Source organism: uncultured Pseudomonas sp. (assembly GCF_913774235.1).
GTDB lineage: Bacteria > Pseudomonadota > Gammaproteobacteria > Pseudomonadales > Pseudomonadaceae > Chryseomonas.
Genome location: NZ_CAJYDW010000009.1, coordinates 25,747 through 40,737, shown reverse-complemented (window position 1 = coordinate 40,737; position 14,991 = coordinate 25,747). Strand labels below are relative to the sequence as shown.

General features: G+C 68.1%; 14 protein-coding genes. 7 read left to right on the top strand and 7 right to left on the bottom strand.

Features of this window, described 5'->3' with window-relative positions; translation table 11 throughout:
* Positions 1-146: 146 nt before the first annotated feature.
* Genes QZ471_RS08420 through QZ471_RS08390 form a run of 7 tightly spaced genes read left to right on the top strand, consistent with a single transcriptional unit; the run spans position 147 to position 7,856 of the window.
* Complete coding sequence (locus QZ471_RS08420; protein WP_058760639.1) at positions 147-869, top strand: FCD domain-containing protein; 723 nt, start codon at positions 147-149, stop codon at positions 867-869.
* Entirely contained in the window at positions 866-1,852 is a 987-nt protein-coding gene (locus QZ471_RS08415) for an ABC transporter ATP-binding protein (protein ID WP_295462631.1), read from the top strand. Before QZ471_RS08420 ends, QZ471_RS08415 begins: the two co-directional genes overlap by 4 nt.
* A complete protein-coding gene (locus QZ471_RS08410) occupies positions 1,849-2,937 on the top strand; it encodes an oligopeptide/dipeptide ABC transporter ATP-binding protein (RefSeq protein ID WP_295462629.1) in 1,089 nt (362 codons plus the stop codon). Before QZ471_RS08415 ends, QZ471_RS08410 begins: the two co-directional genes overlap by 4 nt.
* The gene (locus QZ471_RS08405) at positions 2,934-4,436 is read left to right on the top strand and encodes an ABC transporter substrate-binding protein (protein WP_295462627.1); all 1,503 of its coding nucleotides are present in this window, start codon (positions 2,934-2,936) and stop codon (positions 4,434-4,436) included. The genes QZ471_RS08410 and QZ471_RS08405 overlap by 4 nt, the downstream gene beginning before the upstream one ends.
* A 2-nt stretch (positions 4,437-4,438) precedes the next feature.
* Positions 4,439-5,386 carry an ABC transporter permease gene (locus QZ471_RS08400; protein WP_295462625.1) on the top strand — a complete coding sequence of 316 codons (948 nt, stop codon included), beginning with the start codon at positions 4,439-4,441 and terminating at the stop codon, positions 5,384-5,386.
* On the top strand, positions 5,383-6,255 hold the full coding sequence (locus QZ471_RS08395; protein ID WP_027601987.1) for an ABC transporter permease: 873 nt from the start codon (positions 5,383-5,385) through the stop codon (positions 6,253-6,255). Before QZ471_RS08400 ends, QZ471_RS08395 begins: the two co-directional genes overlap by 4 nt.
* An 11-nt stretch (positions 6,256-6,266) precedes the next feature.
* Positions 6,267-7,856, top strand: coding sequence for a gamma-glutamyltransferase family protein (locus QZ471_RS08390; protein WP_295462621.1), 1,590 nt, complete (start codon positions 6,267-6,269; stop codon positions 7,854-7,856).
* A gap of 10 nt (positions 7,857-7,866) precedes the next feature.
* Here the strand turns inward: QZ471_RS08390 and QZ471_RS08385 are convergent, their stop codons facing one another.
* From QZ471_RS08385 to QZ471_RS08355, 7 genes are all read right to left on the bottom strand, one after another.
* A complete protein-coding gene (locus QZ471_RS08385) occupies positions 7,867-8,982 on the bottom strand; it encodes a Gfo/Idh/MocA family oxidoreductase (protein ID WP_295462619.1) in 1,116 nt (371 codons plus the stop codon).
* Between the two features lie 309 nt (positions 8,983-9,291).
* Entirely contained in the window at positions 9,292-10,317 is a 1,026-nt protein-coding gene (locus QZ471_RS08380; protein ID WP_295462617.1) for an ABC transporter permease, read from the bottom strand.
* A gap of 61 nt (positions 10,318-10,378) precedes the next feature.
* Positions 10,379-11,932 carry a sugar ABC transporter ATP-binding protein gene (locus tag QZ471_RS08375; RefSeq protein WP_295462615.1) on the bottom strand — a complete coding sequence of 518 codons (1,554 nt, stop codon included), beginning with the start codon at positions 11,930-11,932 and terminating at the stop codon, positions 10,379-10,381.
* Between the two features lie 47 nt (positions 11,933-11,979).
* The gene (locus tag QZ471_RS08370; protein WP_295462613.1) at positions 11,980-12,198 is read right to left on the bottom strand and encodes a hypothetical protein; all 219 of its coding nucleotides are present in this window, start codon (positions 12,196-12,198) and stop codon (positions 11,980-11,982) included.
* A gap of 243 nt (positions 12,199-12,441) precedes the next feature.
* Positions 12,442-13,371, bottom strand: coding sequence for a sugar ABC transporter substrate-binding protein (locus QZ471_RS08365; RefSeq protein WP_295462611.1), 930 nt, complete (start codon positions 13,369-13,371; stop codon positions 12,442-12,444).
* A 132-nt stretch (positions 13,372-13,503) separates the two neighbouring features.
* Positions 13,504-13,668: a hypothetical protein gene (locus QZ471_RS08360; protein ID WP_295462610.1), complete on the bottom strand. Its 165-nt coding sequence runs from the start codon at positions 13,666-13,668 to the stop codon at positions 13,504-13,506.
* Between the two features lie 300 nt (positions 13,669-13,968).
* Complete coding sequence (locus QZ471_RS08355) at positions 13,969-14,979, bottom strand: Gfo/Idh/MocA family oxidoreductase (protein WP_295462608.1); 1,011 nt, start codon at positions 14,977-14,979, stop codon at positions 13,969-13,971.
* Positions 14,980-14,991: the final 12 nt, after the last annotated feature.

The window sequence follows — 14,991 nt, the reverse complement described above, 5'->3', positions numbered from 1 at the left end:
CCAGAGCCTCGCGCCGAATGACGCAGCGAACCAATTTTCAATGGCATCGGCCTTGCACCCGTCCCTGGTATCCGGATTCCCCGGCGATTGCGCTGGCAGCGCGTTTCGCGCCGGGCGATCGCCCAGACCTAAGAGGCAAAGGTTCGATGCAGATCCATACCGACGACAGTGCCCGCCTGGCCCTGGATGCCCTGCGCAACCTGGTGGCCCAGCAGAGCAGCGTTCCCGACAAGCCGCTGCCGCCGGAGCGCGAGCTGGCCAGCGAATTCGGCGTCAGCCGCCGCTCCATCCGCCGCGCCCTGGCCGTGCTCGAAGCCGAGGGCCAGGTCTGGCGTCGCCAGGGCAAGGGCACCTATGTCGGCCCCACGCCGCCCAGCGCGGCCCTGACCCTCGCCCAACTCTCCGGGCGCACCAACTTCAGCGAGGTAATGGAGGCGCGGCTGCACCTGGAGCCCAATCTCGCTGCTCTAGCCGCCCAGCGCGCCAGTGGCGAGCAGCGCGCCCTGATCCGCCGCATGGCCGAGCGAACGGCCTTCGAACGCCTGGGCAGCAGTGAGGACGCCGATGCCATCGAGTTGTGGGACAGCGCCTTCCACCGCAGCATCGCCGAGGCCGCCGGCAACCGCCTGTTGCTGGACCTCTTCGAGATGCTCGACGCCATCCGCCTGGACCCGATCTGGCGCGACCTGCGCCACCGGGCGCGCAACGCCCAGCGCCTGCTGGCCTACCACGACGACCACCAGGCCCTGGTGGAAGCCCTCGATGCCCGCGATCCGGTGCGCGCCGCGGCGGTGATGCGCGCCCACCTGCGCGCCCTGCAACTGGCCCTGGACAGCGTGCTGCAACAGACCCTGGAGCAGGCCCTATGAGCGCCCCGGTATTGGTGGTGGACGACCTCAGCGTACGCTTCGCCGGCGCCCCGGCCGCGGTGGTGGAAGGCCTGAGCTTCACCGTGCAGTCGGGCCGTACCCTGGCCCTGGTCGGCGAATCCGGCTGTGGCAAGAGCGTGACCTCCATGGCGCTGATGGGGCTCCTGCCGCCGAGCGCCCGCATCCAGGCCCGCCAGGCGAGCTTCATGGGCGAAGACCTGCTGGCCATGCCAGCGGCGCGCCGCAGCGACCTGCGCGGCGATCGCCTGGCCATGGTGTTCCAAGAGCCGATGACCTCGCTGAATCCGGCCTTCACCGTCGGCGAGCAGTTGATGGAGACGGTGCTGCGCCATCGCGGCGGCAGCACCCAGGCCGCCCGCCAGCGCGCCCTGGAGATGCTGGAAAAGGTGCGGGTGCCGGCCGCGGCCCAACGGCTGGCGGCCTATCCCCACGAACTCTCCGGCGGCATGCGCCAGCGGGTGATGATCGCCATGGCACTGGCCAACGATCCGGCGCTGATCATCGCCGACGAACCCACCACGGCGCTGGACGTGACCATCCAGGCGCAGATCCTCGAACTCATCGCCGGCCTGCAGGCCGAGACCGGCAGCGCCATGATCCTCATCACCCACGACCTCGGGGTGGTCGCCGAGGTGGCCGACGAGATGGCGGTGATGTACGCCGGCCGGGTGGTGGAATCCGGGCCGGTCGCCCAGCTGTTCGACGATCCTCAGCACCCCTACACCATCGGCCTGATGGGCTCCATGCCCTCGCTCGGTCCGCGCACGGGGCGTCTGGCGACCATCACCGGCCGGGTACCGACGCCCGCCGAGATGCCCGCCGGTTGCCGCTTCGCCAGCCGTTGCCCCTTCGTCCTCGACGCCTGTCGCCAGGCCCCGCCACCGCTCGTGGAACTCGCCCCGGGCCAACAGGTGGCCTGCCTCCGCGCGCCCCTGGAACAGCACCTGGAGACCAGTGCATGACTGCCGTGGAACGCCCCATCCTCGAAGCCATCGGCCTGACCAAGCACTTCGGTGGCCAGGCCGGTTTCCTGCAACGCCCGCGGCTACCGGTACAGGCGGTCAGCGATGTCTCCTTCGCGGTGCGCCGCGGCGAGACCCTGGCGCTGGTGGGCGAGTCTGGCTCGGGCAAGTCGACCCTCGGCCGGCTACTGCTCAACCTGCTCGCCCCCACCGCCGGCGATGTCATCTACGAAGGCCGCAACCTGGGCAACCTCAGCCCGACGGCGCTGCGCCAGGTCCGCCAGGAATTGCAGATCATCTTCCAGGACCCCTTCGCCTCGCTGAATCCGCGCATGAGCGTGGCCGACATCGTTGGCGAGCCGCTGTGGCTGCATAAGCCGCTGGATCGCCACCAGCGCGGGGAGCGGGTGGCCGAGCTGCTGCGCACCGTGGGCCTGGCGCCGGAACTGGCGGGGCGCTATCCCCACGAATTCTCCGGCGGCCAGCGCCAGCGCATCGGCATCGCCCGTGCCCTGGCCGCCGAGCCGCGGCTGCTGCTCGGTGACGAACCGGTCTCGGCGCTGGACGTCTCGGTGCAGGCCCAGGTGGTGAACCTGCTGGAAGACCTCAAGGCGCGCTTCGGCCTGACCCTGATCATCGTCGCCCATGGCCTGGGCGTGATCCGCCACATGAGCGACCGGGTAGCGGTGATGTACCTGGGCGAGATCGTCGAGCTGGCGCCGGTAGAGGCGCTGTTCGAGACGCCCCTGCATCCCTACACCCAGGCGCTGCTGGCCGCGGTGCCGGTCAGCCATCCGCGGGCGCGGCGACCACGCACCCTGCTCGGTGGCGACCTCCCCAGCCCCACGGCGCCGCCCAGCGGCTGTCGCTTCCACACCCGTTGCCCCCACGCCCGGCCGCTGTGCCGCGAGGCCAAGCCGCTGCTCGAAGCCACCCCCGGCGAGGCCCGCGTGGCCTGCCACTTCTGGCGCGAGATCGCCGGCGCCGGCGCCGCACCGCCGCCCGTGATCGCCAGCAGCCCGGCCTTCACCCGCCGCCTGGCCCTGTTCAACCGTCATCAGTCCCTTCTGGAGTCCACCCTATGAAAGCCTCCGCCTGGCTCACCGCCACCCTTCTGCTCCTGGCCGGCGGCTCCGCCCTGGCCGAGACCACCCTGCGCATCGGCATCCAGGACGATCCCGACGTGCTCGATCCGCACCGCTCGCGCACCTATTCCGGGCGGCTGGTCTACACCGCCCTGTGCGACAAGCTGGTGGACGTCTCGCCGCAACTGGAGCTGGTCCCCCAGCTGGCCACCGCCTGGCAGTGGAGCGACGACAACCGCAGCCTGACGCTGCAACTGCGCCCCGGCGTGACCTTCCATGACGGCGAGGCCTTCGACGCCGCCGCGGTGAAATTCAACCTGGACCGCGCCCGCACCCTGCCCGACTCCCTGCGCAAGAGCGAACTGGCTTCGGTGGATACCGTGGAGGTGGTCGATCCCCAGACCGTGCGCATCCGCCTCAAGCAACCCGACGCCACCCTGCTCGCCCAGCTTTCCGACCGCGCCGGCATGATGCTGGCGCCCAAGGCCTCCGCGGGCGACGTGGGCAGCAAGCCGGTCTGTTCCGGGCCCTATCGCTTCGTGCAGCGGGTGCAGCAGGACCGCATCGTGCTGGAGCGCTTCCCGCAGTACTGGAACGCCGCCGCCTACCACTTCGACAAGGTGGTCTTCCTGCCCATCCCGGACACCTCGGTGCGCCTGGCCAACCTGCGCTCAGGCGACCTGGACATCATCGAGCGGGTCGCCCCCACCGACGTCAAGGGCCTGCAGGGCCAGGCCGGCTTCACCCTCTACAACACTCCGGGCCTGGGCTACATGCAGTTGATGGTGAACATGGCCAACGGCGACCGGGCGAAGAATCCCTTCGCCGGCGACAAGCGCGTGCGCCAGGCCTTCGACCTGGCGCTGGATCGCGACGCCCTCAACCAGGTGGTGTTCGAGGGCCTCTATGCGCCCAGCGTGCAGCCCTTCCCGCAGAGCAGCCCCTACTTCGACAAGGCCTTCGCCGTCCCGGCCCGCGACGTGGCGCGCAGCCAGGCGCTGCTCAAGGCCGCTGGGGTCAGCCTGCCGGTCAAGGTGGAGCTGAAGATCGCCAACAACCCCATCGCCCAGCAGGTGGGCCAGCTGATCCAGGCGATGGCCGCCGAGGCCGGCTTCGAGGTCAACCTGGTCGCCACCGAATACGCCACCCTGCTGGCCGAACAGCACGCCGGCAACTTCCAGCTCGGCCTGAGCGCCTGGTCCGGCCGCCCCGATCCGGATGGCAACGTGCATCAATTCGTTACCTGCAAGGGCAACCAGAACGACGGTCGCTACTGCAATGCCGCGCTGGATCAACTGCTCGACCAGGCTCGCACCATCAATGACCAGGCCCAGCGCAAGGCGCTCTATGCCCAGGCCCTGACCCTGCTGCGCGAGGAACTGCCGGTGTTCTACCTCTATTTCGACCCGCGCATCATCGCCACCCGCGCCGACCTCAAGGGCTTCATCCCCAATCCCGACGGCCTGATTCGCCTGGCCGGCGTCAGCCGCGGACAATAGCCATGCTGCGCCTCTTCCTGCGTGGCCTGCTCAGTGCCCTGCCGACCCTGCTGCTGGTGTCGCTGTTCGTCTTCACCCTGCAGCAACTGCTGCCGGGCGATCCGGTGCTGGCCATGGCCGGCGAGGAACGCGATCCCCAGGTGCTGGAATTCCTGCGCGAGAAATACCGGCTCAACGATCCCGTGCCGGTGCAGTACCTGCACTGGATGGGCGGGGTACTGCGCGGCGATCTGGGCATCTCGCTGCGCACCGATCAGCCGGTGACGGCGCTGATCGCCGAGAAGCTGCCGGTGACCCTGGAGCTGTCGCTGCTGGCCATCCTCATCGCCCTGGCCATCGGCATCCCCACCGGCATCCTCGCCGCGGTGCGCCGCGGCACGGCGGTGGACTACGGCGCCAACCTGGTGGCCCTGTCCGGCATCTCCATCCCGCACTTCTGGCTCGGCATCCTGTTGATCCTGCTGTTCGCGGTGAAGCTGCAATGGCTGCCGGCCTCCGGCTTCGTGCCCTTCCACGAGGACCCGCTGCGCAACCTGCGCACCCTGATCCTGCCCGCCTTCGTGTTGGGCGCCGGACTCTCCGGCACCCTGATGCGCCATACCCGGGCGGCCATGCTGGAGGTACTGCGCGCCGACTACGTGCGCACCGCCCGGGCCAAGGGCCTGCGCGAGCGGGTGGTGATCCTGCGCCATGCGCTGCGCAATGCGCTGATGCCCATCGTCACCCTCACCACCCTGCTGTTCGGCGAATTGCTCGGTGGCGCGGTGCTCACCGAGCAGGTCTTCAGCATCCCCGGCTTCGGCAAGATGATCGTCGACGCCGTGTTCAACCGCGACTACGCGGTGGTCCAGGGGGTGGTGCTCTGCGTGGCGGTGGGCTTCGTGCTGCTCAACCTGGTGGCCGACCTGCTCTACCGCCTGATCAATCCGCGCCTGAGGCAAGCCGCATGAACGCCCTGACCCTGCCCCGCCCGGCTACCCTGAGACCCGCCCGCTCGCCCTTCTGGCGCAAGTTCAGCGCCAACCGCGGCGCGCTGCTGGGCGCCGCGCTGATCCTGACCTTCGCCCTGGCCGCCCTGCTGGCGCCCTGGCTGGCCCCCTTTGATCCGCTCAAGACCAGCTTCCTGGCGGTGCGCAAGGCACCCTCGGCGCTGAACTGGCTGGGCACCGACGAACTCGGCCGCGACCTGCTCTCGCGGCTGCTGTGGGGCGCGCGCAGCTCGCTGCTGGCCGGGGTGGTCTCGGTGGCCATCGCCCTGCTGGTGGGCGTGCCCCTGGGCCTGGTGGCCGGCTACTTCGGTGGCTGGCTGGACGCCCTGGTCTCGCGCCTGGTGGAAGCCCTGCTGTCCTGTCCGTTCCTGGTGCTGGCCATCGCCCTGGGCGCCTTCCTCGGGCCGAGCCTGGGCAATGCCATGATCGCCATCGGCCTTTCCGCCATGCCGGTGTTCGCCCGCCTGACCCGTGGCCAGGTATTGGCCATCCGCCACGAGGACTACCTCGAAGGGGCGCGCGCCATCGGCCTGCCGGATCGCTGGATCCTCTGGCGCTACGTGCTGCCCAACATCCTCTCGCCGCTGGTGGTGCAGGCCACCCTGACCATCGCCGCCGCCATCCTCGCCGAGGCCAGCCTGTCGTTCCTCGGCCTCGGCCAGCAACCGCCGATGCCCTCCTGGGGCTCCATGCTCAACACCGCCAAGAACTTCATGGAGCAGGCGCCCTGGATGTCCATCGCCCCGGGGGTCTGCATCTACCTCACCGTGCTGGGCTTCAACCTGCTGGGCGACGGCCTGCGCGACGCCCTCGATCCTCGTCACCAATGAGATCCCTACCCATGCTCGATCTGGACTATCACAACCCCTATTCCTCCGCTCGCTCGCCGGTCATGGGCCGCAACCTGGTGGCCTGCTCCCAGCCGCTGGCCGCCCAGGCCGGAGTGGAGATGCTGCGCCGCGGCGGCAACGCGGTGGACGCCGCGGTGGCCGCCGCCATGGTGCTCACCGTGGTGGAACCCACCGGCTGCGGCATCGGCAGCGACGCCTTCGCCATCGTCTGGGACGGCAAGCAGGTGCAGGGCCTCAATGCCTCCGGCCGCGCGCCGCGGGGCTGGACGCCCGACTTCTTCGCCGGCCAGAGTGCCATGCCGGCCCGCGGCTGGGGCGCCGTCACCGTACCCGGCGCCGTCTCCGCCTGGGTCGCCCTGGCCCAGCGCTACGGCAAGCTGCCGCTGACCACTCTCGCCGCCCCGGCGATCCACTATGCCCGCGACGGCTTCCTGCTCACCCCGGTGATCGCCGAACTCTGGCGCCGCGGCGCCGAGCAGCTCAAGGACCAGCCCGGTTTCGCTGCCTGCTTCCTGGCCAACGGCGTGCCCCGCGCCGGCACCCTGGTACGCCTGCCCGATCATGCGCGAACCCTGGAGGCCATCGCCGCCAGCGAAGGCGCCGCCTTCTACCAGGGCGAACTGGCCCAGGCCATGGCCCGCCATGCCCGCGAGCACGGCGCGGTGCTGGACGAAGAAGACCTGCGCGCCCACCGGGCTGACTGGATCGACACCCTCTCGTTGCCCTTCGCCGGCGCCGTAGTGCACGAGTTGCCGCCCAATGGCCAGGGCATCGCCACCCTCGCAGGCCTCGGCATCCTGGAAGCCGCCGGCATCGGCGACGACCCGGTGGACAGCCCCGCCACCCTGCACCGCGCCATCGAGGCCATGAAGCTGGGGCTGGCCGATCTCTACCAGCACGTCACCGATTCCGCGCACATGCGCGTCCAGGCCGAGCACCTGCTGGATCCGGCCTACCTGCGCGAACGCGCCGGGCTGCTCGGGCCGCGCGCCGGCGATCCCGGCTATGGCGCGCCACGGCCGGGCGGTACCGTCTGTCTGTCGGCAGCTGATGAGAGCGGCATGATGATTTCCTTCATCCAGTCCAACTACATGGGCTTCGGCTCGGGCGTCGTCGTGCCGGGCACCGGCATCAGCCTGCAGAATCGCGGCGCCGGCTTCACCCTGGCGCCGGACCACGTCAACAGCGTGGCGCCGGGCAAGCGGCCCTTCCACACCATCATCCCCGGCTTCGCCATGAACGCCGACGGCACCCCGCTGATGTCCTTCGGCCTGATGGGCGGCCCCATGCAGGCCCAGGGGCACCTGCAGCTGATGCTGCGCATCCTCAAGTACCGGCAGAATCCCCAGGCCGCCGCCGACGCGCCGCGCTGGCGTCTGGAGGGCGGCCGCCGGGTCGCGGTGGAAAGCAGCCTGGACCCAGCCACCCTGGCAGCCCTGCGGGCCCTGGGCCACGAGTTGACCGTGGAAGAACCGTCGGGCGTGTTCGCCTTCGGCGGCGCCCAGATCATCCAGCGCATCGCCGGCGGCTACGTGGGTGGCTCCGACCCGCGCAAGGATGGCCTGGTGGCGGGGTACTGAGGCCTCGGCGTCAGCCGTCCAGCCTGACCCAGCGCTCTTCCTGCGCCGACTGGCGCGCGGCCTGGGCCAGGCGTTCTACCTCCCAGGCTTCCTGGAAGTCGACCCCGGTATGGTCAGGGTTGCCGCCCAGGGCTTCCAGCAGCGAGCGGACCTCCAGGGTCTTGAGTTCGTTGTAGCCGAGCTGATGGCCGGGGGCCGGGCAGAAGGCGGCGTAGTCCGGCAGGTGCGGGCCGGCCAGCAGGGTGCGAAAGCCGGCCAGGCCCGGGCGGTCACCCACCTGGTAGAGGCGCAGTTCGTTGAGTCGCTCCTGGTCGAAGACCAGGGTGCCGCGGGTACCGCAGACCTCGACCGCCAGGCGATTCTTGCGGCCGTGCTTGAGCCAGCTGGTGGTCAGGGTGCCGCGGGCGCCACTCGCGAAGCGCAGCAGCAGGTGCGCCTGGTCGTCGATCTCCACCGCCCGGGTGCCGCCCTGGTGCGGCCGCTGGCCATGGGCGGTGTGCAGATCGGCGCAGAGCGCCGCCACCGGGCCAAGCAGGAAGCGCGCCAGCGACAGGATATGGCTGCCCAGGTCGGCCAGGGCGCCGCCGGCCTGGCGGGTCTCGCAACGCCAGGTGAAGGGGCCCTGGGGATCGCCCATGAAGTCTTCGCTGAATTCGCCGCTGAAGCTCACGATCTCGCCCAGTTCGCCGCTCTCGATCAGCTCACGTGCCTGCTTGAGCATGGGGTTCTGCAGGTAGTTGTAGCCGACCCGGTTGACCACCCCGGCCTGGCGCGCCGCGTCGCGCATCCGGGTGGCTTCCTCCAGGCTCACCGCCAGGGGCTTCTCGCAATAGACCGCCTTGCCCGCCGCCAGGGCGGCCAGGGCCATGGGCGCGTGCAGCAGATTGGGCGTGGTGATGGCCACCAGTTCGACCTGCGGATCGGCGATGAGGCGTTCCCAGTCGCAGCTGCGGATGAAGCCCCAGTCATCGGCGCACCGCGCGGCGCGCTCTGGATCGGCGTCGGCCAGGGCCACCAGCCGGGGGCGTACCGGTAGGGTGAAGCTGCTCGCCGCATGCTGGAAGGCCTGGGCGTGGGCGTGGCCCATGAAGCCGGTGCCGATCAGACCGATGCCGATGTCGCGCATGTCGTTCTCCGTCAGAGGGGGATAGAAAGACCCGGCAGACGAAGCCTTAGCCTGCCGGGTAAAAGAATGGGTGAGTGATGGAAGAGCACCCTCACCCCAACCCTCTCCCAGGGGGAGAGGGGGAAAAGCAGTCGGGTGCAAGGCTGGCTCTCACCCCGGCCCTCTCCCAGGGGGAGAGGGGGAAAAGCAGTCGGGTGCAAGGCTGGCTCTCACCCCGGCCCTCTCCCAGGGGGAGAGGGGGAACGCGGCGGGTGCAAGGCTGGCCCTCACCCCAGCCCTCTCCCGGAGGGAGAGGGGGACAAACTAGCCTCAGCGCTTGGCTTTGCGCTTGTTGCGGTACTGGTCGATGACCACGGCGACCACGATGATCACGCCCTTGATGATGTCCTGGATGTAGGCATCGACGCCGAGGAAGGTGAAGCCGCTGGCCATCACCCCGAGGATCAGGGCGCCGATCACGGTGCCGGTGATGCGCCCTACCCCGCCCGCCAGGCTGGTGCCGCCGATCACCGCCGCGGCAATGGCGTCCAGTTCGTAGGACATACCCATGCCGGCCTGGCCGGTGGCGGCGCGGGCCGAGGCCACCACCCCGGCCAGTCCCGCCAGCAGGCCGGCGATGCTGTAGACGATGATCAGGTGCTTCTTGACGTTGATGCCGGAGATGCGCGCGGCCTGCATGTTGCCGCCGATGGCATAGGTGTACTTGCCGTACTTGGTGTAGCGCAGGGCGATGTGGAAGATCACCGCCACGACCAGGAAGATGATCACCGGCATGGCACCCGCGCCGATGGCGGTGTAGCTGTCGGAGAGCATGCTGATGGGCTGGCCTTCGGTGTAGTAGCGCGCCAGGCCGCGGGCCGAGACCATCATGCCGAGGGTGGCGATGAAGGGCGGGATGCCGGTGACGGCGATGATGCTGCCGTTGATGGCGCCGGCCAGCAGCCCCACCCCGAGGCCGGCCATGACCGGTACCCACACCGGCAAGTCGGTCAGCGAGGGAAACACCGCCCGGCCGAAGTCCGAGGTCTGGGCCAGGCTCGCCGCCACCATGGCCGATAGCGCCAGCACCGAGCCGGAGGAGAGATCGATACCGGTGGTGATGATCACCTGGGTCACGGCGATGGCCAGCAGGCCGATCACCGACACCTGCAGGATCATCAGCACCAGGCGCTGGGAATTCATCAGGAAACTCTGGTCGCGCAGGACCCAGCCGAAGGCCTCGAAGGCCAGGCCGATGCCGAGCAGCACCAGCAGGATGCCCAACTCGGTGGGGATGCGGCGCCGGGAGCGCGCGGCGGGTAGCTCGGCGGTTTTCTTGTCCAATAGGGCACTCATCTTGTTCTACCTCTTTGTATGCCGGGAGCGGTGGGCACGGGCCCGCCGCGGGTGATGCGTTCTAGTGCAGGACGGGATTGCCCGAGGCCAGGTGCATGACCCGCTCCTGGGTCGCCTCACCGCGATCGAGAAAGCCGGTGACGGTGCCTTCGTGCATCACCATCACCCTATCGCTCATGCCCAGTACCTCGGGCAATTCGGACGAAATCATGATCACCGCCAGGCCCTCGGCGGCCAGCTTGGCGATCAACCGATAGATCTCGGCCTTGGCGCCGACGTCGATGCCGCGGGTGGGTTCGTCGAGGATGAGGATGCGCGGCCGGGTCATCAGCCAGCGGGCGATGAGCGCCTTCTGCTGGTTGCCGCCGGAGAGGTTGGCGATGCACTGGTCCAGCGACGGCGTCTTCACCCGTAGTTGCTGGCGCATCTCCTCACACAGCTGATCGAGGCGCTGCTGCTGCACGAAGCCGCCACTGGCGAAACCGTTCAGCACCGCCACCTCCATGTTTTCCCCCACCGAGAGGCAGGGAAAGATGCCGGTGTCCTTGCGGTCCTCGGTGAGCAGCGCCAGGCCTTTCTGGATCGCCACATGGGGGTCGCTCATCCGCACCGGCTGGCCGTCGATGCGGATCTCGCCCGCCGTGGCCGGGGTCACGCCGAACAGGGTCTCGGCGACATTGGTGCGGCCCGAGCCCATCAGCCCGGCGATCCCCAGCACCTCGCCGGCGCGCAGATCGAAGGAGACCCCGGAAAACACCCCGTCCAGCGCCAGGTCGCGCACCGCCAGCAGCACCTCGTCGCGCGGCGCGGTCCGTTCGGGAAACAGCTGGGTCAGCTCGCGGCCTACCATCATGGCGATCAGGCCATCGCCGTTCATAGTGTCGGCGCGCTGCAGGCCGATGTACTGGCCATCGCGGAACACCGCCACCTCGTCGGCGATCTGGAACACCTCGTCCATCTTGTGGGTGATGTAGACGATGCCCTTACCCTGGGCCTTGAGGTCGGCGATGATGGAAAACAGGTGCGCCACCTCGGTCTCGGTGATCGCCGAGGTCGGTTCGTCCATGATCAGCACCTCGCTGTCGTAGGACACCGCCTTGGCGATCTCCACCATCTGCCGCCCGGCGATGGACAGCTCGCCCACGTTGTCATCCGGGTCCAGGGCGATGCGCAGGCGGTCCAGCAGCGCCTGGGTCTGGCGGCGCATCTTGCCGTGGTCCACCAGGTGCAGGGCATTGAGCGGTTCGCGACCCAGCCAGATATTCTCGGCGACGGTCATGAAAGGCATCAGGTTGAGTTCCTGGTGGATCATGGCGATGCCCGACTGCAGCGCCTGCAGCGGTGTCTCGAAGCGCACCGGCACGCCGCGCAGCCGCACCTCGCCGGCATCCGGCTGGTAGATGCCGGCGATGATCTTCATCAGCGTCGACTTGCCCGCGCCGTTCTCGCCCATCAGCGCCAGCACAGTGCCGGGGCGCACCCGTAGCTGGACATGGGACAGCGCCTTGACGCCAGGAAACTCCTTGGTGACGTCGACGATCTCGAGCAGGTATTCGCTGGACGCTGCGGTGGCTGGCAGGACGCCCGGCGCGGCGGCGGTGGCAGAACTTAGCATGGTCACGCTCTCCTCGCGGCCCGCCACCGGGCGGCCCGCGGCTTAGGTCATAGACGCTGGAACTGCGGGTAGTGGTCGGGGGTAGCGGCTGGATCGACGTTGCGGCCCTGGAGCTGCTGGGCGCGAATCAGGCCGACGAGGCAATGGGTAACGGCGACGCCCAGGCGCAGCGCGGCCACGGCGACCGCGCTGAAGGTCAGCAGAAGGCCGAGGCAACAGGTGAACGGAATGCGGACAAGCGCGAGCGCCAGGAGAGCGGACGACATGATCACACCTTCTTATTGTTGTGGCGGCCTGCGCGAGCGAAGGCCTCATCGGATCTAGCCAATGCCTCGACTTTGATTGGAATTTATTTTCCAGTCAACAGATTTTTGGAAATTATTGTACTAACGGCAAGCAATAAAAAAGGCTCCCTCACGGGAGCCTTTTACGGGCGGGAGCCACTCTCTTCAGGGTGCCCGTAGCCGTCACGCCCGCACCTTTGCAGACGTGACGACCAGCAGTGTTCCCTACTGCTTGAGCTTGGCCTGGAACTCGGCCACGTTCTCCGGGGTGATGAGCTGGTAGGGAATGGTCACGTTCTGTTCCACGTTTTCCTTCTTGGCCATCTTTTCCGCCGCGCTGAGGGCGCCCTCGGCCTGGCCGCGCGCATCCTGGTACACCGAGACGCTCATCAGGCCGCGTTTGATGGCCGCCAGGGCATCGGGGGTGCCGTCCACACCGCCGACCAACACGCCCTGCTTGCCGGCCTGCTTGAGCGCCATGGCCGCGCCGATGGCCATTTCATCGTTGTTCGACAGGATGGCATCGATCTCCTTGCCCGCCAGCAGCCAGTTGCTGGTCAGGTCCATGCCCTTGTCACGCAACCACATGCCGGTTTGCTCCTCGACGATCTTGATCCCGGGATACTTGGCCAGGATTTCCTTGAAGCCGGCCGTCCGTACCTGGGTCGAATTGTTCGATAGCTCACCCAGCAGGATCGCCACCTGACCCTTGCCGCCCAGCTTGTCGGCGATGTACTGCGCCTGCAGATGCCCGGCCTCCAGGTCGTTGGAGGTCACAGTGACCACCCCGGCGGGCAACTTGGGATCGTTCGGCTTGCGGTTGACGAACACCAGGGGAATGCCGGCCTTGGTCGCCGACTCGATCAGATTGCGCGTGGCCGCGGTATCCACCGGATTGACGATCACCGCATCGACCTTCTGGCTGATGAAGCTCTGCACCTGGTTCAGCTGCTTGACCACATCGTTGCGGGCATCTTCGAACTGCAGCGAAATCCCATCCTGCTTGGCTTTCTTGCTCATGTTTTCGCGCAGGTAGGTCAGGTAGTTATCGTCGAAGGTGGGCATGCTCACGCCGATCTTCAGATCGGCCAGCACGGAGGTGCTGGCCAGCAGCAGAGAGACGGCGAGAGCGGCGAGGCGAGGTGTACGGGACATGGACGAAACTCCGTTCGGTAGGCGGGATGGCAAGGCAACAGCGCTGCGCCGACGCGAGGCACACCTGGGCACGCACCGACCTACCCGGGTCGGCGCCTTGTAGGGTGAGCTCGCGATCGACTCAGGCGCGCGTCACTTGAGTCGGTAGAGGACAGGCGCGCCAGGCATGGCGCCGATCACGGCGCCCGACTGTTCGTGACTGCACAGCCGGAGCAGCCAGGCCAGGATGGCCGGCAGTGGCGGAGCGAGTTCGGACGCGGAGGTGTAGCTAACCGAAGGAGAGCTGGAAGTCTTCATGGGGACGGCACCTGATCTTGTTCTTGTTGGTTTACGCCTTGGCCTGGAGACACAAGGTCGTGGTCGTGCAGCTACCTGAAATCACTGTATTGGAATTTTATTTCCAATACAAACGCTATAGAAAAAATATACAGAAATCTTCAGTGCGGGATGAAAACCCTCGCCAGAGCACTGCCACTCGCCATTGGCGCGGACTTTCTACCAGTCCTCCAGCGGGCTAACGGCGGACATGACGGAAACCGCGGCCCGGTCACGAAAGCACCCGGCCGAGGCTGCTTGCACCCTAGCGTCGGACCGCGCTTAGCCGTAGAACGCCGGCCGGCTGGGCAGGCTGATGGGTTCGATAGCGCCACTGTCCTGCGCCTTGACGCAGGCATCGGCGGTCACGGCAGCGATGTAGCCGTCCCAGGACGAGGGCCCGGTCAGCACGCCGGCAGCGAGATCATCGATGAAGGCCTGCAGTTCCACGTCATAGGCAGCGATGAATCTGTCCTTCCAATCCATGAGGATCTCGTTGGACAGCCGCGCCTCGCTGCGCAGTTGTACTGAGGTCGGCTCGGGCAGGCGGGCGATGCCGCGCTCGCCGACGATCTCGCACTGGATGTCGTAGCCGTACTGGCAATTGACGAACACCTCGACGTCGATGCGTACGCCCTTGGCCGTCTCCAGCAGCACCACCTGGGGATCGCGCAGGTGCTCGCGGGCGGCGGGCGCCTTGCGCGGAAAGACCACCTGGGCGGACACATAGTGGTCGTCCAGCAGCCAGGCCAGCACGTTGATCTCGTGGATCAGGGTGTCGGTGATGGCCATGTCGGTGCTGTAGTGCTCGCTCACCGTGGGGTTGCGGTGGGCGGCGTGGATCATCAGCGGCGCGCCGATGCGATCGGCGTCGACCACCGCCTTGAGCTGGCGATAGCCGGCATCGTAGGGCCGCATGAAGCCCACCTGCACCAGCCGCTTGCCGTGGGCCTGCTCGGCCTCGACGATGCGCTTGCAGCCCGCTGCGGTGGTCGCTAGAGGCTTTTCGCAGAACACCGGCTTGCCGGCGGCGATGGCGGCCAGCACGTATTCCTCGTGGGTCGGCCCCCAGGAGGCGACCACGATGGCCTGGACGTCCGCCGCGGCGATCAGCGCATGGCCGTCCGGGTAGACCTCGGCGGCGATGCCCAGCTCCTGGACCACCCGGGTGGCCTGCTCGGCATTGATGTCGGTCACCGCCACCACGCGACTGCCCAGCAGGGTATGGCTCAGGCGCCGGATGTGTTCGCGGCCGATGGCGCCGGTCCCGATGACACCGATGTTCAAGGTCATGACTGCAATCTC